Origin of the sequence: Gimesia sp. (genome assembly GCF_048262075.1) — a bacterium.
Classification (GTDB): domain Bacteria; phylum Planctomycetota; class Planctomycetia; order Planctomycetales; family Planctomycetaceae; genus Gimesia.
The window spans coordinates 68328-88428 of record NZ_JBLXFK010000011.1 but is presented as its reverse complement, the minus strand read 5'-3'; the positions used below and the strand labels follow the sequence as shown (position 1 = coordinate 88428).

At 50.3% G+C, this 20101-nt stretch carries 11 protein-coding genes and 1 tRNA gene; 6 read left to right on the top strand and 6 right to left on the bottom strand.

The annotated features are described in order from the left end of the window. Positions 1-73: 73 nt before the first annotated feature. Positions 74-508 (bottom strand): hypothetical protein, encoded by a 435-nt coding sequence (locus ACN0YH_RS20050; RefSeq protein WP_417381366.1) that lies wholly within the window; start codon positions 506-508, stop codon positions 74-76. A gap of 173 nt (positions 509-681) precedes the next feature. Between ACN0YH_RS20050 and ACN0YH_RS20045 the strand changes: the two genes are divergently transcribed. Further along, positions 682-1701 (top strand): DUF368 domain-containing protein, encoded by a 1020-nt coding sequence (locus ACN0YH_RS20045; protein WP_417381365.1) that lies wholly within the window; start codon positions 682-684, stop codon positions 1699-1701. An 11-nt stretch (positions 1702-1712) separates the two neighbouring features. Here the strand turns inward: ACN0YH_RS20045 and ACN0YH_RS20040 are convergent, their stop codons facing one another. Beyond that, positions 1713-4043, bottom strand: a complete 2331-nt coding sequence (locus ACN0YH_RS20040; RefSeq protein WP_417381364.1) for an FG-GAP repeat domain-containing protein — start codon at positions 4041-4043, stop codon at positions 1713-1715. A gap of 84 nt (positions 4044-4127) precedes the next feature. Then, positions 4128-5936 (bottom strand): signal peptide peptidase SppA, encoded by a 1809-nt coding sequence (sppA, locus tag ACN0YH_RS20035; protein ID WP_417381363.1) that lies wholly within the window; start codon positions 5934-5936, stop codon positions 4128-4130. A 321-nt stretch (positions 5937-6257) separates the two neighbouring features. Between sppA and ACN0YH_RS20030 the strand changes: the two genes are divergently transcribed. Both ACN0YH_RS20030 and ACN0YH_RS20025 read left to right on the top strand, forming a co-directional pair. Next, positions 6258-7076 carry a hypothetical protein gene (locus ACN0YH_RS20030; RefSeq protein WP_417381362.1) on the top strand — a complete coding sequence of 273 codons (819 nt, stop codon included), beginning with the start codon at positions 6258-6260 and terminating at the stop codon, positions 7074-7076. A 237-nt stretch (positions 7077-7313) separates the two neighbouring features. After that, on the top strand, positions 7314-8513 hold the full coding sequence (locus ACN0YH_RS20025; protein ID WP_417381361.1) for a pyridoxal phosphate-dependent aminotransferase: 1200 nt from the start codon (positions 7314-7316) through the stop codon (positions 8511-8513). Positions 8514-8618: 105 nt separating this feature from the next. Here ACN0YH_RS20025 and ACN0YH_RS20020 read toward each other — a convergent pair whose 3' ends face one another. The 3 genes from ACN0YH_RS20020 to ACN0YH_RS20010 form a co-directional block, all read right to left on the bottom strand. Next, positions 8619-13496 (bottom strand): right-handed parallel beta-helix repeat-containing protein, encoded by a 4878-nt coding sequence (locus ACN0YH_RS20020; RefSeq protein WP_417381360.1) that lies wholly within the window; start codon positions 13494-13496, stop codon positions 8619-8621. Between the two features lie 541 nt (positions 13497-14037). Further along, positions 14038-15420, bottom strand: a complete 1383-nt coding sequence (locus ACN0YH_RS20015; RefSeq protein ID WP_417381359.1) for a tetratricopeptide repeat protein — start codon at positions 15418-15420, stop codon at positions 14038-14040. Between the two features lie 69 nt (positions 15421-15489). Continuing rightward, positions 15490-16278 (bottom strand): tetratricopeptide repeat protein, encoded by a 789-nt coding sequence (locus ACN0YH_RS20010; protein WP_417381358.1) that lies wholly within the window; start codon positions 16276-16278, stop codon positions 15490-15492. Between the two features lie 235 nt (positions 16279-16513). Here ACN0YH_RS20010 and ACN0YH_RS20005 point away from each other — a divergent pair. The 3 genes from ACN0YH_RS20005 to ACN0YH_RS19995 all read left to right on the top strand — a co-directional run bounded on the left by ACN0YH_RS20005 (position 16514) and on the right by ACN0YH_RS19995 (position 20076). Next, positions 16514-16584, top strand: a tRNA-Gln gene (locus tag ACN0YH_RS20005). A 311-nt stretch (positions 16585-16895) separates the two neighbouring features. Beyond that, the gene (locus ACN0YH_RS20000; protein ID WP_417381357.1) at positions 16896-19535 is read left to right on the top strand and encodes a cytochrome c peroxidase; all 2640 of its coding nucleotides are present in this window, start codon (positions 16896-16898) and stop codon (positions 19533-19535) included. Continuing rightward, positions 19519-20076: an arsenate reductase (azurin) small subunit gene (locus tag ACN0YH_RS19995; protein ID WP_417381356.1), complete on the top strand. Its 558-nt coding sequence runs from the start codon at positions 19519-19521 to the stop codon at positions 20074-20076. The genes ACN0YH_RS20000 and ACN0YH_RS19995 overlap by 17 nt, the downstream gene beginning before the upstream one ends. Positions 20077-20101 lie beyond the last annotated feature (25 nt).

The window sequence follows — 20101 nt, the reverse complement described above, 5'->3', positions numbered from 1 at the left end:
CAAACGGCTGACGCCGCGCTGAAAATCGCTGGTGGAAATAGATCAAATCGAACGCAGAGCATTCAAAACAGGTTTACAGTAACCCGCCACCGAATGTGTCTTCCTCTTCTTCGGACGGCTTCGGGGGCTCTGATTCCGAGGGAGGCGGGGGAGCAGCTTGTGGCGCCTCAGCGGGAGTAGTTGAGGTCACTTCATTTATAGAGTGATCGGAAACATTGTCAACCGGTGTATCAACGGGGGCAGTCTCCGGTTCATCCAGGGAACGGGCAGCAGCAGCGGCGCGTTCGGAAGAAGACTGATCTTGTGCCGGCGGTTGATAGTATTCGAAATGAAACGGGTCTCGATACTGGCTGCGTTTCTCTTCCACCAGTTGCATAAAGACGGTTTTCCCACCCACTTCCACCGATTTCGCAGTGACGTCTCCGCTTAAGCGGATCGTCTGCCCGGTCTGGGGGCATTTCCAGTGCCGTCTGACATCAAGATCCAGCTTTAAACCGGGGCCTTTCATAGTTCACTTCACTTTGCTGCTGGAGTTCCAGAAATCAACACTTTTCACAATTGTCTGACTACACTACACTCTCGTCTCAATGAAAGATACCTGATCCCGTATGCCCTGTTCAATTGCTGGCGTAGAAATAATTGCTGCGACAGCTCTTTTGTTCATTATATCAAGGTCTATTGATGTCAGATTCCGAACAGCCTGTAGCAAATACTGCCCCCGGATTTCCCGCTAAAGCCGATCTGATCCAGGTCGGCCGCGGGTTATTAATGGGGGGGGCCGACATTATCCCCGGAGTCTCAGGAGGCACCGTTGCTCTGATTCTGGGGATCTATCAGCGTCTGGTCACCGCCATCAGCCACTGTGACACCCGGCTGTTTCAGTTACTGGCAAAGCGACAATGGTCTGAAGTCACAGCGCATCTGGATCTGCGGTTTATTCTCCCTCTGGGTGTCGGAATATTGACGGGTGTAGTGAGCCTGGCCAGTCTGATGCATTATCTGCTCGATTACCACCTGCAGCTGACACTCTCTGTTTTCTTCGGCTTAATTCTGGCTTCGAGTTACCTGGTCGCGCAGATGGTCAACCGCTGGACCGTCTTAAATGTGCTGGCATTTCTGGTTTCACTGGCTGGCGTCTATATTCTGGTCGGCGAACATTCAATTCAGCCTCCCGAGGGGAACCTGTACGTCTTTTTCTGTGGGATGATTGCCATCTGTGCGATGATCCTGCCTGGCATCAGCGGTGCCCTGATTCTGATCCTGTTGGGAAAATATCACGATGTGACGGGACTGCTCAAAACGATCCCGAAAGAACTGCTCAAGGGAAACATTGACTGGAGTGGCCTCGTGACCGTGTTCGTGTTTGTCATGGGCTGCCTGATTGGCCTGATTCTGTTCAGCAAAGTATTACGCTGGCTGCTACACAATTATCATACTCTGACGATGGCAGTCTTGTGTGGCCTGATGGTGGGATCGCTCAGACGCATCTGGCCGTTCAAAGTAGATATCACCCCCTACACCGCCGATCAGACTCCCGAAATGGTACCATTCAAACATCGGATCTATGAAAATGTCTGGCCCACAGCATTTGACGGCACGTTCTGGACTTCGATCGGATTGATGATTGTCGCCATCATTTTAATCTGGGGGCTGGATACTCTCTCTCGCAAATATGCCATGCATGGGACATCCGAACTCTGATCAATGTGCGATTACTTCTCACCATCATCCTGAGGGTAGAGCAGCACGCGATCATGACATAACAGAATCAGATCTTTCCGTTTGTCACCTGTCAGGTCGGCAATGACGGCTTCCCGTGGATCGACGCCTGCCCGGTTCGAACGTGAAAAAGTTTTCTCTTCGAACACTTTAAAGTTCAATGCATGCTTTAAGCCTTCCTCTTGCTGGAAATTCAGGATTTCCACATGATGCGTGCGCAAGTCCAGGATGACAACATCCGACTGACCATCGCCGTTCAGATCGCCGGCGACGGAGTCGGTAAAATAAGCTTGCGGAATTTTGGATTCGTAGGAGGCCACGTCTTTCAAAGTAGGAGGCGTCTGGCCTGAGTAAAGGATCCCGAACTGACCGCGACCAAATAAAACCAGATCAGACAATTGATCCCCATTCAGGTCAGCGACATGTGCGGACAGGAAAGGAAATTCGCCGATCTCCACTTCCTTCCAGGGGCGATACACGTTGGCTTCTTTTCGCAGGATTCGCAGTTTCTGCACGCCCAGATCAATCAACACGATTTCATCCCCTGGTTCACCATCCAGGTTAATATTCACGGCCCCCACTACGCGGGCCTTACTTTCAGGCGCATTGAACTGATCGAGCACCTGCCACTGATTATCGGAATTCAAAACCAGCCTGCGGGCAAAATTGTTCTGGGCCGTTAGTATCCAATCCCGTTTCGGGCCGCCGATAAAAATGGATTCCGGTTTAATCTCATCCAGGTTGATTCCCCCGGAAGGCGTAATCAGTTGAGGAGACTGCTTCGGAGTCAGGGTGATCATTTTGGGAGAACGGGAGAGCCCGTAAAACGCCATCAGTTCAAAAATCCCATCGCCATTGGCATCGAGTTTGACTAATGACTTAGGGGCTTCCAGGTTAGGTGGATTACTGGGGAAATGATACTCGGCCCAGGAACCATCCGGATTTAGTTTTAATGCCTGTAGTTTATATTGATTGGAATTAACCTTGGAGACATAGATCAATTCGGGTGATCGATTGCCATCCAGGTCCGCCATTTCAAAGGCAACAGGCTCCCCCTTCACCGGCAGAATTTTGGGGAAGGAGAGACGCTGATTTTCAAATGAACTGACGCCGATAATCTTTTCCCGTTCGCTGAGAACAAACACTTCTGCTCGTCCATCGCCGTTGATATCTTCAATACGTAACTGTTCTACCCCCTGCAGACCGGGATAGGTCTGCCCCAGATCCAGGCCCCTGTCTTTCGCCTGCAGATAGACCAGCATCTGTGCGGTTTCCGGATCGGAAACAACAACGTCGGTGATTCCATCGCCGTTAATATCTCCCAGATCAAAACCACGATTTCGTCCGGACCCTTCTTCGCCGAAACCATACATGGTGAGTCGTTTCGAAAGATCCCCATTCTGAGTCGACGAATTTTCGAGCTGTTGAATTCTCATTCTCCCGGTCTGGGAATCGATGGTGAGTATTTCCGAACCTGCCTGACCATCGATATCAGCCAGGGTGATGGAACGGGGATTAGAAAGTTCAAATCGGATTTCCGGGCCGAGATTTCCGTCCGGTTTCTGCAGCCGTGCACAAAGCATCTGATCTTTGCCATCGCGAGTGGCATAGGTAAAATCATTTCGCCCATCCCCATTCAGATCAGCGATGGCAGCAAGGCCGAGTTTGGGTGAGGTATTCAGGATCGGGCGTGGCGTTTTCAAATTCCCTTTGTCATCCTGCAGGATGACATAGGTATGATTCGTCCCCAGCACGATCAAATCGGTTTTCTGATCGAAATTGAGATCACCGGCGGCAATCGTCCATTGGGTCGCCTGCAGATCGGCCAGTCGGATCCGTTTGCGATCAGACCATTCTCCGGCTTTCGTCTGATAACGAATAATCAGCCGGTCCGGCAGTGCCAGGTAAGCCAGATCATTGAGTCCGTCACCATTAAAATCTCCTACTGTCAGGGCAGAGATTGAGACATCCACGGGGATTTTGATGTGTTTTAAACGTGCATCATTGGGAATCCCATTCACCTCGTCTGAGATTTCATCCGCGGCGACTTCTTCTCCAGGCGCGCGTTGCTGCAGCACATCAATGCGGCTGTTGCTGTTATCAATCAGAATCAGATCATTCAGCCCATCCCCATTCAGATCGTGGGCCAGCATATTGGATGACCGGTCGGAGAGCTTGAAAAGTTCCAGTGGTTTAAAGCCGTAAGAATCTCCCAGCTTCACTTTTTCGTCTGAGTAAACCCGCAGCCCATCGCCTGCGACGCAGTAGATGGCCAGTAATGCCAGACAGAGAATTCTGATTGATTTCCTTGAGCCGTTTAACATCCTGTCTCCTTGCTGTATTTCAAAACTGCGTCGTATTGATGTTCAATGTATGCCTGTTTTTTTCGATCAGCATAACCAGAATCATTACTGGACGCGAATCTCAAATGGCATAATTGTGAGTGACTTTTCCCGTGCCAGTAAATTGATCAGGTCCATTTTTTTCACCTGTTCGGCCAGCCCCGGGGCAATGGAATCCAGCATTCGCGAGATCTGTTGATGCTGTTGAGTATCGCCATCGACGGGGCCAAACAACTGTTCGAACGGGCTGGTCGGTCGAGGGAGAATCAGTTTTTCAAACTTTTCGCCCTCTTTGATTTTCCCCAGTTTGCGGGCATGATCGATGGCTTGGTCCAGTGTTCCCAACTGGTCCACTAACCCGAGTTTTAACGCCATCTCCCCGGTATAGACCCGACCACGGGCCAGTGCTTCCAGTTTGTCGTACTCCATTTTGCGTCCGGCGGCAGCTTTTTCGGTAAACTGTTTGTAAATAGCGTTCAGCATGCCTGTGACGGCGACGCGTTCCGATTCCGTAAAACCATTCAGCGGGCTGAAGGTTCCACTGTTGCTGCCTCGCGAAATCACACTGGTGGTAATCCCGATTTTCTTGTAGAGACCTTCAATCGCCAGCTTGCCGCCCACGACACCAATCGAACCGGTCAGAGTGCCCGGCTCAGCAAAAATGCGTTCTGCGCCCATGGAAATGTAGTAACCACCACTGGCGGCAACATCGCCCATGCTGACGACAACCGGCTTCCCGGCTTCTTCGAGTGCACGCCACATCAGATCACTGGCGAGGGCGCTGCCTCCCGGGCTGTTGACACGTACCACGATCGCTTTGACCTGATCATCATCGGCTGCTTTTTTAACTGCCTTGATAAAGGTGTCTGAGCCCAGGACGTTGCCACCCAGCAGACTTCCCTGGGCAGAAGAACCGGACATGATCGCCCCCGTAGCATAAATGACGGCAATCCGCGGACCGGAACCGATCCGTTGTGAGGAATCAATGCCTGCCAGCAGGTCCATCAGTTTGATCAACCCGGCGATTCCGGAGAAATCGGTGTCGGCCCGTTTTTTCGCATATTTTTTGATCAGCTTGACTTCGTTTTTACTCTTCTCCCCTGTGAGCAGTTTGGGGAGTTGATCTTCATAGGCAATATGGTCGATCAATCCCAGTTTCTTTGCTTCCGCTGCCATATACGGACCACCGTTGATGGCCGCTTCCACTTTCTCGGCTGACATTCCCCGGGATTGGGAAATCATATTGGTAATCTGTCCAAAATAATTATCGAGCAGTGCTTCCATTTCTTCACGAAATGCCTCGCTCATCTCCGTACGCGTATAAGGTTCTGCAGCCGACTTATATTTTCCAACACGCAGGATATCAGGCTTGATATCCAGTATATCGAACAGATTCTTATAAAAACTAACCTCTGCACGCAGACCCAGCAGAATCAGTGAAGCCGACTCGGGCATCACGATCTGGTCACAGGCAGAAGCAATCAGATAATCTTTGGTCATCCCCGATTCAATCCAGGCAAAGACCTTCTTGTCGCTCTGGCGGACTTTCTGAATCGCCTGTCTCAGTTCATTCAACTTGGCCCAGCCGAGTTCGGTGCCTTTGAAATGCAGTACGACGCCGGTCAGTGATTTGTCTTCAGCCGCCTTCTCCAGCCGCGAAACCACCCTGGAGAGTGACTCGGTGACATCGCCAAACAGGCCGGGCATCTGGGGACCTTCGGGATAGGACCCCTTAATCACCATGTGTGCCCAGTTTTCACGGGTCGGCTTGGCTTCCTCTTCTGCAGCAGAAACAGGATTTGGCATCAGGATCAGCGTACACCCCAGAAGCAGCGCAACGAGGAACCACCGATTTTTATGAACAGTCATTGACATCAGAAATCTCCAGAACAGGGACGTTTGTAGTGTTTGCAGAGCCAGAACCGTTGTAATGCAGCAGAAGAGATCACTCTGGAAAACGTTAAATTCGTATTAACTGCTATAAGCAGTCTAAGTGGTACGACGGGCTACGGTCAAGAAAGAGTTGACTGATGCTCCCGTTATACGCACTGAAATGCGTTTGCTTCAGAAAATTCCTGAGGGAAAAACCAAAAAGTGTTGTCAGAGGATGCTTCATTTGTCACACTGGAACGGCTGGTTTCTCGCGTGATCTCTGGTCACTGCTTCGTTCCCTGTACTCACTGTGGTTTATCAAACATGTCTGTACGCACTTTTATTCTGTCACTGATCTGCGTTGTTTCCTTCTCGGGTTCCCTGTCTGCCCAGGGGCTGATCTGGGAACTGCCCGCCGATGGTTCCTGGGTTCGTTTTGAAGGAACTTATGAAAAAGAGATGCCGGGACCGGAATCCAACGATTTGAACATCAAACTGCAATGGACGCGGCATCTGGTCATCAGTTCTGTGGGCTCTGAAATGGCCGAGTTTGAAGGCACACAGACCGCCTGTCGTTGGCTGGAGTTCAAATGCATCACGGGTAAACCAACGGAATCAGGGGTGGCCCCTGGGGTTTCAGGCCCTCGCATTTACAAGGTTCTGGTTCCTGAAAAAGCAATCAACGGTCAAATTAAAGCGCTGATTGGTAAAAATGAACTGCCCATCACGTTTCTACCTATCGTTCGCGGCTATCGAAAAACAGGTGATCGGCCTGTTGAGCCACTGAAAACAAGCGTTCTGCGATTCTACCCCATGATCACCATGCTGGGACACTATACTGAATGGGATTCCGTAGGAGAGCCTGCCAGTGTGGAAACACCGGCTGCCACCGTCTCAGCGCGGGAATACCAGGGGAGCTTCCTCAGTGAAAGCACCACGACCCGCTCAAAAAATGAGGGCAAAATCTGGCGGACCTCAGAAATCCCGTTCGGTGTGGCCAAATGGTCTGTGGTCATCACACGCGAAACCAAGGGAGGAACTCTGCCCCGTACTGACTTCAAACAGACATCACTGATTCAGGTGAACATGTCGGCCCACGAAGTGGGGAAAAATGCAGAGAGCGAACTGCCGGCATCACGCTGAACACCGACGAATCCGCTGTGCACTGCCTCTATCCTGCCTGATCCGATTTCAGGTGGGATTCCTGTTCGATTTGCAAACAATACCACCCGAGACTTGACGCTGTCCTCACAGGTGAAAAGAATCAGGTGTTTACGAACATCTTTGCTTCCCCTGTGTCTGCGTGGGGAACTCCCGAGATCTGATCCCGGTTTTCAGATCCACCAACTTTTATTCATTCAGAGAACAAAGATCACCATTATGTCGATGCAGCTCTCAGCTACTGTTCAGAAACTCAAACCCTCCGCGACCATTGCCGCTGCAGCAAAAGCCAAGGAATTAAAAAGTACCGGCGTCAAAGTCTACGAGTTCACCCTGGGAGAGCCAGACTTCACCACCCCCGCTCATATCTGCCAGGCGGCTAAAGACGCCATGGATGCCGGCCAGACCCATTACACCCCGGCAGCGGGTACCCTCGAAGTCAAACAGGCGATCTGCGATGCTTACCAGCGTGATTATGGATTGAGTTATCAGCCGAACCAGGTGGTCGTTTCGAATGGTGCCAAACATTCAATTCATAATGTGCTGACCGCTTTATGTGGTCCCGGTGATGAAGTCATCATCCCGACTCCCTATTGGGTCAGCTACAGTGCCCTGGTCGAACTGACCGGCGCGACTCCCGTAATGGTGGAAACTTCGGAAGAGAGCGGCTTCTGCATGAACGCGGAACAGTTCGCTGCGGCCATCACCCCGAAAACCAAACTGATGATGCTCAATAACCCCTGTAACCCGACGGGTGCCGCCTACCCGGTCGAAGCACTCGAAGCGCTGGCGAAAGTCGCCGTGGAAAAAGATGTCGCGGTGCTCTCGGACGAGATCTATGAAAAACTGATTTATGAAGGTTCTGAATTTCGCAGCTTCGCTTCCTTCGGCCCGGAAGTGGCTGAGCGAACGATTATTGTCAGTGGTGTCAGTAAAGCTTATGCGATGACCGGCTGGCGGATTGGCTGGACACTGGCCAGCCCTGAGTTAACCGCCGCCATGACCAAACTGCAGAGCCAGGAAACCTCCAATCCCTGCAGTATCAGTCAGGCCGCGACGATTGCCGCTTTAAGCGGTCCCCAGGAAAGCGTGGCGGACATGCTGACTGCATTCAAAGAACGTCGCGCCTATGTCCTCGAACGTCTGCGAAAGTTTCCGGAGATCAGCTTCGCCGAACCAGGTGGTGCGTTTTACGCCTTCTTCAATGTGAGTGCCCACTTCAACAAACCACTGGGAGGCGGCAAAGTGGTCACCGACTCCAGCGAGTTCTGTACCGCATTACTGGAAGAAGCACATGTGGCTTTGGTGACCGGCGATGCCTTTGGGGCACCCGGTTATGTCCGTCTGTCATTTGCCACAGATTTGAAAACACTGGAAGCCGGCCTGGATCGTATCGAACAGTTTCTGTCACCAGCTTAATATTGGTCTGAGTTGATCTGACACCATAAAAAAAACACCATCCCGATTTCTCAGGATGGTGTTTTTTGTTTTCACTGATACTCAGGTCAGACCAGAGTCGTGATCTTAGTACTGTCCCCAGCCGAATGGCAGTTCGCCGGTAATCGCACCACCATAGTTGATACCGTTTGCATCTCCGGTTGTGGTATAGGGATTTCCGTCCAGAAAGAAGAGTCCGGTATCACCTGAGCTGTCAACACGGAAGGTACTGGCTCCGATACCTGAGTAGAGGAAGGTACCTGCCCCTGGAGCAATCAGGTTCGGAATACGGGCAGCCTGACGTTGAGCATTACGACGTCGTGTATTTGAAGTAAATGGCCCCGGCGTAGTAGCTACAGTATTCAAACGCGACTTAAAGGTATCGGAATTATTGTAAGCGGCACCGATGTTATTCACATCAGCCGAGATTGTGGTGTTATTATCCCACAACAGGTCTAAACGGGCGAGAGCGTCTGATTGAAATGCTGTGATGGCGGTTGGGTCGTTTGTGGCCCCCCAAGTTCCGGCTGTCGCCACGGGATCAACTGTGGAGACGAAGGATTCGAAGAACGCGTCAGAACCATAGTTGCCTGTCAGCGTTGAATTCGTTACCGACATGATAACACCGGAACGGCTTGCGACTCCCGCTCCATTGCTGGCAAAGCCACCGTCATCGTAATTATTCAGAGATCCATTCTCTCCATCGGTTGTACCAACACGAACCACCAGGCCAGTCGCAGAGAACCCACTGTTAAATCCGTTTGCCAGAATCTGGTTATTATCCATATCCATATCCAGGAAGACTACGTGTGTCAGGTTACCATCACTGTTCAATGCCACCGTGGAAGCAACATCCTGTGTCTGCGTATTTGAAGCGGTGTAGACGACATACACCCCTTCCTCAAGGTTCGCATTCACGATGTTATTATTAAAGGTAATATCGTAGCTTGCTGCCCCCAGTGAACCTGGACGAGTCAGAACGTCGAAACCACGACCATTGTTGAAGTCGATTGTGTTACCCGTGACCACCAGAGCAAAGCCCCCTGACGTGGCATTAGTAAATTCAATACCATCACCACCGTTCAGAGTAATATCGTTATTCACAATATTGGTGATATTTGAGGCACGCACATCCATATCAATACCATGGACTGTGTTTTCAGAAATCATGTTATATCCAATGGTCAGCCCCGCTCCTGTAGCAGGCCCTGTGAGCGACAGACCATCATCACCGTTATTCGAAATTTCGTTGCCCAGGGCAGAATTGGCCGTATCCCCGATCACCAGACCATCTGAGTGAGCATCGAGGTTGATACCACTCAAAGTATTGCCCGTGATCGTATTTGCAGTCCAGTTCCCTGAGACAGTACGATTATCTGAAGGATCGTTGGCCTGTTCCGTAGTGCGGATACCATTCGCCTGGTTTCCGGTAATCGTATTGCGTGTCATATTCGCATTCAGCTCTGCATCGGCCTGCACTCTGATATCAATACCATTCTGAAGGTTTCCTGTAATGGTGTTATCGTTGACGGTATAGGTATCAACCTGATCTGCATTCGCAGCGGTCAGGCTGATCCCGTCCAGAGTGTTGGCAGTAAAGGTGTTATACAGGACCGAGAAATTATTCACGACACCGTTGGCAGTACGAATAACTTCCAGACCACTGCCGCCGTTACCGGTGAATGTATTTCCGAATGGTTCGGTACCAGTACCGACAGAGATATTGTTGAGTTGAGCGAAGTCGGCACCATTATTACCGGTTACACTAAAGAACAGGCCGGATGCCTCGTTGTTCTGGAAGGTGTTACGCTGGAATATTCCTGTCATAGTTGCTGTATCCCGCAGGATAAACCCTACGCCCTGTCCGTCGAAGTCAGTGTTCACAGTGGTATCTACGGCGGTGTTAAAGTCGTGCTGGTCAACATTCACAGTATTGGTCGTATTGCCTTCCATCACGATACCGATATGAGCATCGCCGTTGTTCTGGAAGATATTGACCTCTGAGTTATCAATGGAGGCCAGATTACCAAAGGTCAGGGTCACACCACCGTTTCCACCAACGGTGGTCGTACCGGTAACCGTACCGCCGACGCCAGGACCGGCTCCAGCATCAGGTGCGTTGGGAGCACGTCCGATGAATGAGTTGCTGGTGATCGTGGCTGTCGTTCGGACATCGCTGGAATCAAACTGGATACCATATGTGCCGAGCGTCGTCCGATCGAAATTATTGGAATCGATACTGCCCAGCGTGTTGACGGCAGTGTTGGTTCCGCCCAGGGCAGCTCCCCCGATAAACATCCCGGCTTCGGTGTTATTACTGAAGTCGTTAGAAGAAATCAGCGAGGTAGTGAAGGCACCGCCTGTGTTGTTCACAATGCTCATCCCGTGGCGGGTGTTGCCTGTGAGGCTGTTACTGCCGATGGAAGGTGAACCAAAGCCAGTCAGATCAATCGTACCGGTGGTGAGTGTAAAGGCTAAACCATCCTGACCATTCGCAGAAGCAGTGTTATTGACGATACTGCCGCCAATCGCACCATTGGTTGACGTATTCAGGCTGATACCGTTCTGGCCGTTGCTGCTAAAAATGTTTGTGGTAGCATTGGCATTTCCAAGATTCAAATTGATGGTTGAACCGGCTCCATCGGAAGTCGCTACAAAACCATCAACACCGTTATTGCTGGCATTGATGCTGGTCATACCCAGATTGAGTTCGCCATCCCCGTTCAGATCTTCACCCGGATCGAGAATATTGTTCTGGTTCAGGTCTTCTGAGAGGGCAGATATTGTTCCGCCGACACCTGTTCTAGTGGTATTAAAGGCTATACCATTTCCGGCATTGTTGCTGGCTGTGATCGTATCGAAGCTGCGAAAGATGACTGTACTATCATCGGAATTGACAACCAGACCACTTGTGGTGGCATTTGTATTATTACTGAAGGTGTTGTTGGAAAAATCAGTATCGATCGTGGAAGCGCCATCGGCAGTAATAATCATACCGGTCCCGTTGCTGTTGGCCGTATTCCCGGTAATACCGAGTGCTGTCACCCCATCAGTGGCGGTTCCGACACCATCAATGGTACTTCCCGCATTCGCATTAATTTCAAAGCCGATTCCTGAACCTGGTGGAGTAACACCAAGCACATTCGTCGCGGCGTTATCCTTAAACGACAGTTCCATTGTGCCTGAAGTTTGTGTGATCTGGGCACCGTAAAAAGAATTCACACCATCGCCAGAAAAGGTGTTACTGGAAACAATTCCCGTTTCACTGGCATTGTTGGTGACATTAACACCACTGTTGAACAGCACAAAAGTGTTCCGGTTGATATCGAAACCGCGAGTTCCCGCTGAGTAGATACCATCATTATGTGCCAGACCTGCTGTCCGAACCCCACTGATATTGAAACCTGAGACCTCCCAGGCGCCACCTTCACCGACGACAACCGCACCGGCAAATCCACCCGCACCATTTAAGTTAGTGAGTGTAGGACGGCTGGCTGACGAGTTGTATCCAGGCAGAGTAAGACTGACGACATTTCCATTGGTATCGAGTGTATTGAAGCTATGCTCTACCGCTTCACTCAACAGACGCTGACCGGTAACTCCACCGATTCCACCACCGTTATCCAGCAGAGTGATCTGGCCATCCAGGTTCAGCTCGTTACCGTCCTGTACGAAGATGATATCTGTCATGGTAGTTGGTGGTGAAGCGTTGTAGGAGGCGACTGAACCGAATGGTGTTTCATAAGTACCATCGCCGACAGCACCGTAATCCGGATCAATGTGTGCAACGGTATAAGGCAGGCCATCATCAGGATTGATAGCGAGTTCATTTGTTGTCGTTTCTTTCACGTTGGCAACAACGCGGTAGTTACGATTCATAGGCTGATACATGCGCTGTTGCAATGTTTTGGGCCGCATCCACTTGTCAGATCGGCCTTCAGGAATCGAGAGCGTCACATTCATCCATGCGTTGGAACCGAAGACGGAGTCCTTGGCATAGCTGACACTCATCTGCCACCAGTCATTGATATTGGCTTCCGCACGGAACTTGGCACCTGCGGCACTCTTGTCGTGATCAGAATTGTAATAGTATCCGCCGACAAAGGCGTCGATACCAAATTTTCCGAGTACAGGCAGCGGACCACCGACTTCTGCGTCGACACCACCATAAGAAGATTCAGACCGTCGCGTGCGGTTCAGATAAATTCGATTTGACTGGAAGTAGGCACTTCCTGACAGGTTGTTAGAGACAATGATCTCATTATTATTGATGGGAAAATAACCGTTAACGCGCGTTGTCAGATACTGGCCAATGACTTCACCACTCAAACCGATCTGGTGGTAATCCTGGAAGTGTCCGTCATCGTAATCGTACCAGCCTGCTACCGTGAAAATCTTATCAAGATTGTCGCTGTAAGCCCGCCAGCCAGCCCCGAGGTTAACACCGCCGGCTCCCTGGTCGGTGACCATAGCCCGCAGATCAAGGAAGAGCATGCTTTGCTCAGGGTTGATCGTGAACGGGAGTAAGACACCCAAGTTGGAATAACCATCGTCGTAACCAATACCACCACCAATGCCTTTATCCAGGCGGAAGAGGGGATGGAACGCATCCACATCCATGGGCTGATAACCGGCTCCGTTATCGACAAATTCGTTGACTTCCATGGTGCGAGGATCAGGATATCTGTAGGGAGCATATCCCTGTAAGTTATCCTGGTAACCCACTTCCTTCATGGTTGTATAACCAGGAACATTATTTCTCTGGACTGTGTTCGCAGGAATAAAATCATGCCTGAACACACCCGAAGAAACGTTTCCTACGATAGCAGAACCTGCTGGCTCACCAATCGTCGCTTGTCCCTCTGATTGATTACCTTCAGGGGACGCTGGATCTGCAAAGGCAGACACCAGTACGTACTGAGAGGCTAAAAAGAAGCAGGCCAGGCTGACACTTAATTTCTTCATCGAATGCTCCAACGTCGATGTATAACTCGTCTCTTACGATTCCAGACGATCAACTTCGTTCCTCATCATCTCCCGGTCTTTCACAATCAGGATGTCTGATCCTTTGTGTGCAAGACCGTTCGAAGCGAATAGGCAGGCGAAACCTGTTCTATTCTTTCGCTCATCCCCGGTCGGATGTAAAACTCTACCGATTATCCGGGTACAAGCGGTTATTCTGATCTTTCGGAATAATCGCATTGTGAAGTTGAGACGAAATATGCTAATCGTAGGGGTGCTTGGAAAACGCAGAAGTGAAGAAGTGAAATCAGGTCATACTTAACAAAGCGCAAGTACTTACATTTCATACCCTTATACTGATCTTGTCCGATCAACTGAGAGGCGGGACGCGGGGCAATCTGATTAAAAAATTAATCAATATTTTTGGGGCGAAAATCAGGGTCACCAACGATCAATGCATGAAACATTGTCCATCAACGTTAGTAGCGATTCTCTGGACAGCATAAAACAGGAGGTATGGGAAACTTACGATTGAATTTAAGGCTTACTCAAACCAGATTGTGTCAGCTTCCCATTTCCCGTTAACGGGGACGAGTGTTGTCAGGGTTCGGCCATTTTTCATCTTGATTTTTGCCTGAAGAGTGCCATCAACTTCCTGTATTTCGATATCATGGACGAGCTCCTCCGGGTTGGCAGATTCGGCCTGTGCTTTTGCCTGATTGAGCGATTCTTTTGTGATGAACTTTCTGACCCGTTCCGTAAAATAAGGTTGCATGGAGGCCACATCTCCCTTACGGATGTACTGCAATTGCTTCTTGATAATCTCTCTCGATTTCGATTTCAGCTGGTCTGCCAGCTCCTGCTTCTGAGCGGCCGTCAGGTTCGCCGTTTCGGGATGAGCGACAATCAGGTCCGCCGATTTCAGCCTTTTAATCCATTCCTCACGATCTGCTGCTTTGAGAGGCAGTTTCCGAGAGACATATCCCAGGCGATGCATATCACGCCCGCCGCGCACCATTCTGTTGATTTCATGTTGTGCAGGTGTATTGTCACTTTTTGCAACCCGCCATTCATACAGGATATCATCCTCGCCATCCTCAATCACATTCCACTCTTCCAGTTGATATGACTTTTCAACCAGGCTCTTCATGCGATTCATCATTTCCCTGGCAGATGTCTGCTCGCCGAGTTTAAATAATCGTTGCGTGGAAAACAGCTGTTGATAATCCTGAACGGTTTCAGGGGGAATGATATATTCGGTGAGTGCGTTCGTGGAATTCATCATGCGATAACCCTCTCGCCAGGGATCCCCCAAATGAAATTTCATCGACTTAACTGCAGCCATATATTTCGCCGACAATCCCCGCGTATCAATCACGGCATACAGGCTGGCATTACGGAAATTGAGCCACATGAATCCATAAATCAAGCGGGTTTCACCTTTATTCTCCCGTTGACTGTCTGGTTTCCCCAGTAGTTTGAGCACTTCGACCTCCGGTGTCCCGACATTGAGGATCCCCTTGCGATCGAAAAAGCTCCAGAATTTGAGGTAATCCTGAACTGCCCGTTTATTTCCCGTATCCAGCAGGACCGCTTTGCGGATCTCAACCCAACTTTTACTGGCTTGGGAATTCTCCAGATATGCAATGCCCAGCAGATAATGCAACATGCTGTTTTCCGGCTGTAATTCAACTGATTGTTCGAATTCTGCAATCGCACCTTTCCAGTCTTTCTGGTTAAGCAAGGCCTGCCCCTGTTGTGCGTGGGCCAGCGCTTCTTTTTGTTTTTCCTGCAGCTCGGCGGACGATGCCTCCGACTTGACCCCGGGCAGAGCGTCTTGAGCCAGACAGACTTCAACGGACAGAAACGGGACTACTAATAGCGCCAGTAAATAATTCAGGCAGCAGGCAGACAGGTTCCATTTCATCTTCGCAGATCCCTTCAAGTACTTCGCAGTACTGACGTTGAGTTTTTCTGGTTGAAGAACAGTCAGAGCTTATTTTTCTGGCTTTGCTTCCGGTTTTTCGTTTGGTGCCGAAAGCAATTGTAACTCGAGTCGTCCGGTATGCCACATATAATTAGGGCCAAAACCGGCAGCCGGCCCCCAGTCATTCTCAACAGACTTAGTGAGAAAACTTCGTGCCTGCTCCTGACGACCATGCAACGATTCGTTTAAGCCGATATAAAGGTACGCATAAAAATAGCGTTTACTGCGTTCCTGCGCATCAATCTCGGCAGTCTCAATATTTTTTACTACGGTTTCCGGAGTCGTCTTGCCCTGAAACATCCGATACAGATCGGGAAAGGGTTCCCGATCATCCTTTTCATATTTGAGCAACCCCTGTTGCGCTGCAGCGGCACCTTTAGCCTTGTACTGGGAAAAGAACCGCCAGATGCCGTTCTCGCGATCGACGTTATCGAACGAATGATAGATTTCGAATTGCTTCGCTGCTTCTGTATACTGCTTCGCATAGTAACAGGCGATCCCCCGTCTCCAGTGAGAGGCTGAGATTGAGGGGTTCAGTTCGATCATTTTGTTGTAATCGGCGACTGCTGCTTTGAAATCTCCCTTAAAGAAATGAGCATCGCCGCGTCGGGAATAGAGGGACGACACTCCTGGAGTCTGTGTAATTTGCTCGGACAGTTGCTGGATCGTCTCTTTCAATTTGGCCTGTAAACGGGCAGTTGTCTGATCCGCTTTCGGTTCGTCAGCCTGAATGATCCCTCGAGAAGAGACCAGGCAGACGAAAAAACAGAGCCCCGCTCGCAAAATCCAATAACGCATTAAAGCCCCCATTCCCGGGAAAAGTAATCGATGACAGGCCCTTTCGTATGAACCGACCCTGTTTATATACTGTCATACTCGCAAACAGCTTAAAAGTGTGAAACAGACCAAAAAGAATAGAAAATTCTCTCCCTGATCGACTTGGCGTAGAAGAAAAATTCCCTATAATGGCCTGAGAAAGCTGCAAGTGATGCTATCCACTAAGCTTATCAACGTAATATCATGCACCATCTATTGCCTGATAGTGTAACGGTAGCACGAGTGACTCTGACTCACTTAGTCTAGGTTCGAATCCTAGTCGGGCAATTTTAAAACGTCCTGGACCAATCCTGGTTCAGGACGTTTTTCTTTGGTACACGCTCCGGTGATAAACTGAACCGGGAGTCAATGTAGTCTGTTTGCAAATCTCGCCAGAATTGAATGCTCGATATCCTGTTTTTCCCACGTCGTTTCTTATAACCATAACTGGTCATCTGTCCTCAGTGGGGCTCATGCTGCCGGTTACTGAAGAGAGTCTTCTACCCTGTATTACATTTCCCATTCGCATGGCCTATACTCAAACTGAAGTTTTTCTGAAAATCGAAACCAGCACAACTCGCGAATGAAACAGGGTATTGATGATTCCTCAAAGAACGATTCTACCCGTTATGATCTGGTGTTTATTTTTTTGCCTCTCGGGATTCGAAACTGGTTTCGCACAATCAAACTCAAAAAAGTCGGATTCAAAAGCGAAACAAAATCTTTTTGCCGTCATTAATGCTTTCAATCTGGGAGGCTGTGCCGGCTGCCACATCATTCCCGGTGTGCCCGGTGCCGATGGTGAAGTCGGCCCTGATCTATCTCGCCTGGGAATCACAGCAGCAACTCGCAGAAAAAATCAGACCGCGAAACAATATATTCGCGAGTCGATTCAAAATCCTGATGCGTTCATCGCCCCTGAGGGAACCGAAAATGAGTATCCCGCGGGTGTCATGTTGCAGTCATTCGCAGACTCGCTGAGTGCCGACGATCTGGATCTGATTGTGAATTACCTCGACTCACTGGGAAAACCGGCGACAGCGTCTCCCTTCAATCACTCCTCCACACAACAAAAATCAATTGAAGTCGCTTTGCCAGTTGAATCCAATACTGCTCCATTGAAAGCAGGCGGTCTCAGTGTACCTTCTGCAGCCGAGATCACACTTGGACGTTATCTTTTTTTCGATAAACGCCTCTCAGCCAATAATTCGCTCAGTTGCGCCAACTGCCATCAACCCGATATAAGCTGGACTGACGGCAGCCCGCTCAGTAAAGGTTTTCCTTCCACGAAACTGTTTCGCAATACGCCTTCACTCTCAAACCTCCGCTATCAGAAGGAATATTTTCTGGATGGACGCATCGGCGACTTACCCAGCGTGGTCCGCGACCATCTCACTGAAGCCCATTTCATGGCCAGTGATGGCAGGCTGCTGGTCGAACGCATGGTACAAGTCCCCGCGTATCGCGAACTGTTTGAAAAAGCCTATGGTGGCGCACCACGGTTTGGTCGCATCCTCAATGCGTTAACCGCTTATGTCAGGACACTCAATTCCCGACAGACACCTTACGACGCGTTTCAGGCAGGACAAACCGCTGCCCTTTCGAATCAAGCACAATGGGGGCTGGTACTGTTTCGCGGCAAAGCAGGTTGTGTGAACTGTCATCAAGAGCCGACGCTCACCGATCAGAGATTTCATGCCCTCGATGTCCCTAAAAAAGTCGATCTGCTGGCTGACCCGGAACGCGCGGTCACGTTTCGCCGCTTCTTCCGCATCCTGGGAACTCCCAACTACCGCAATCGGAAACAGGACCCCGGTCGGGAATCAATGACCTTCCACACACAAGATCGTGGTAAGTTTCGTACCCCCTCTCTGTATGAAGTCGCCAAAACTGCTCCTTATATGCATAACGGCAGCTTGAAAACACTGGAAGAGGTCATCTCCTTTTATAACGCAGGCGGCGGTCCGCAGCAGACAGCCGATCTGAAACCATTGAATCTCACAGGACCGGAACAGCAAGCCCTGGTCGCCTTCCTGAAAAGTTTGAGCAGTAAATCCGTCGAAGTTGAACGGCCCGAGTTGCCCGCGTATCAGTTATTGCCGCGTAGAGAAACAGCGGCACAGGAGCAAACCAATAAACCAACGCCAGCACAAGCTGACAACTCACGAACGTTCCCTCCGCTAGCTTTACTGCCTGCAGTGCCCACTCCCGCCGATAACCCGTTGACTCCTGAAAAGATTGAACTGGGCCGACAGCTCTATTTTGACCATCGAATGTCGGCTGACAGTTCGATGAGCTGCAACAGTTGTCACCCGGTCAATACTGGCTGGACGATCCAAACGCCGATTTCCATGGGCGGACCGGGAACCAGTCACTGGAGGAACTCGCAAACCATTCTCAACGTGGGATACTATGGAAAGCTGAACTGGGATGGTGCCAAAACCAGTATCGAGAGTCAAAACAACGGTGCCTGGACGGGCGCGGTCGCCAGTAATCTTGACCCGACTCTGGGTGAAGAACGGCTTGCCCAGATACCAGACTATGTCAAACAGTTTCAATCCATTTATGGAACGGACCTGCCTCGCTGGGATGACGCTTTACGATCCGTCGCTTCATTTCAGAGAACCATCGTCAGCAATAACACTCCCTTTGACCGTTTTCTGAAAGGCGACCCCAGCGCGCTCTCACCGGCCGCCAAGCGGGGTTATCATCTGTTTCAGGGTAAAGCAGGCTGTATTTCCTGTCACAACGGCCCCCTGGCCAGCGATGACAATTATTACGCGATCGGGGTTCCGCAGAATCCAGGCTTTCTGACCAGCCCGATCAAGCAGATTACGTTCCGCTATGAACTCGCTGCGAAAGGTGTGCCCCAAAATATCTATCGCAGCGCTTTCACTGATGACGGCTTATATTACGTCACCAAACGCGAAGCAGATCGTGGCAAATTTCGCACGCCTTCGCTTCGCGGTCTCACGCATACTGCTCCCTATATGCACAACGGCTTGTTCGGGACGCTGGAAGAAGTCATCGATTTTTATAATACGGGCGGCGGCTCAACTGCGAATCAAAGTAGTTTGATTCGCCCACTGGGTCTGGATGAGTTAGAACGAAGCGACTTATTGGCGTTCCTCAAGTCCTTATCGGGCAAACCGATTCCGATGAAACGTCCCTCACTGCCTGAATACCAAAGTGCCGATCCTAAATCGGAAGGAAATCATTCTCGTGAAAAAACAGACTGAATGTGAGACACCCTCCGCAGGCTGCTCGGGTGAGCTCGGCCAATTAAGTCGTCGTCACTTCCTGTTTGGCTCAGGCGCCGCCCTGCTGACGTTGACACTCCCCACTTTAGGAGAATCACAAGTCCTGCGCAGCGAGTATCCCCGGAAAAAAATCGGAAACTTGAGCCAACTCAAATCAAACCAGCCTCAGAAGTTTCGCTACCCCTGGGATCATGTGAATGCAGAGAATTTTCTGATTCGTCTGAGTGAACCCGCCGGCGGAGGGGTCGGGCCCGAGAGCAACGTCGTCGCGTTTAACAGTCTGTGTACGCATCAGGGCGCAAGGCTCGATGAAAACTTTGACGGCAAAGCATGTATCGCAGGCCCCTGTTATCTGCACTGGACGACCTTTGATCTAACACGACACGGCATGGTCATTTCAGGACATGCTACAGCCGGCTTGCCTCAAATCCTGCTCGAAACCGAAGGCGATGAGATCTACGCCGTCGGTATTCAAGGATTAATATTCGGCTATGCAAATAACCATCAGGCGCCTGCCTAGAAGATTCACACAGCCGCTGCTTCAC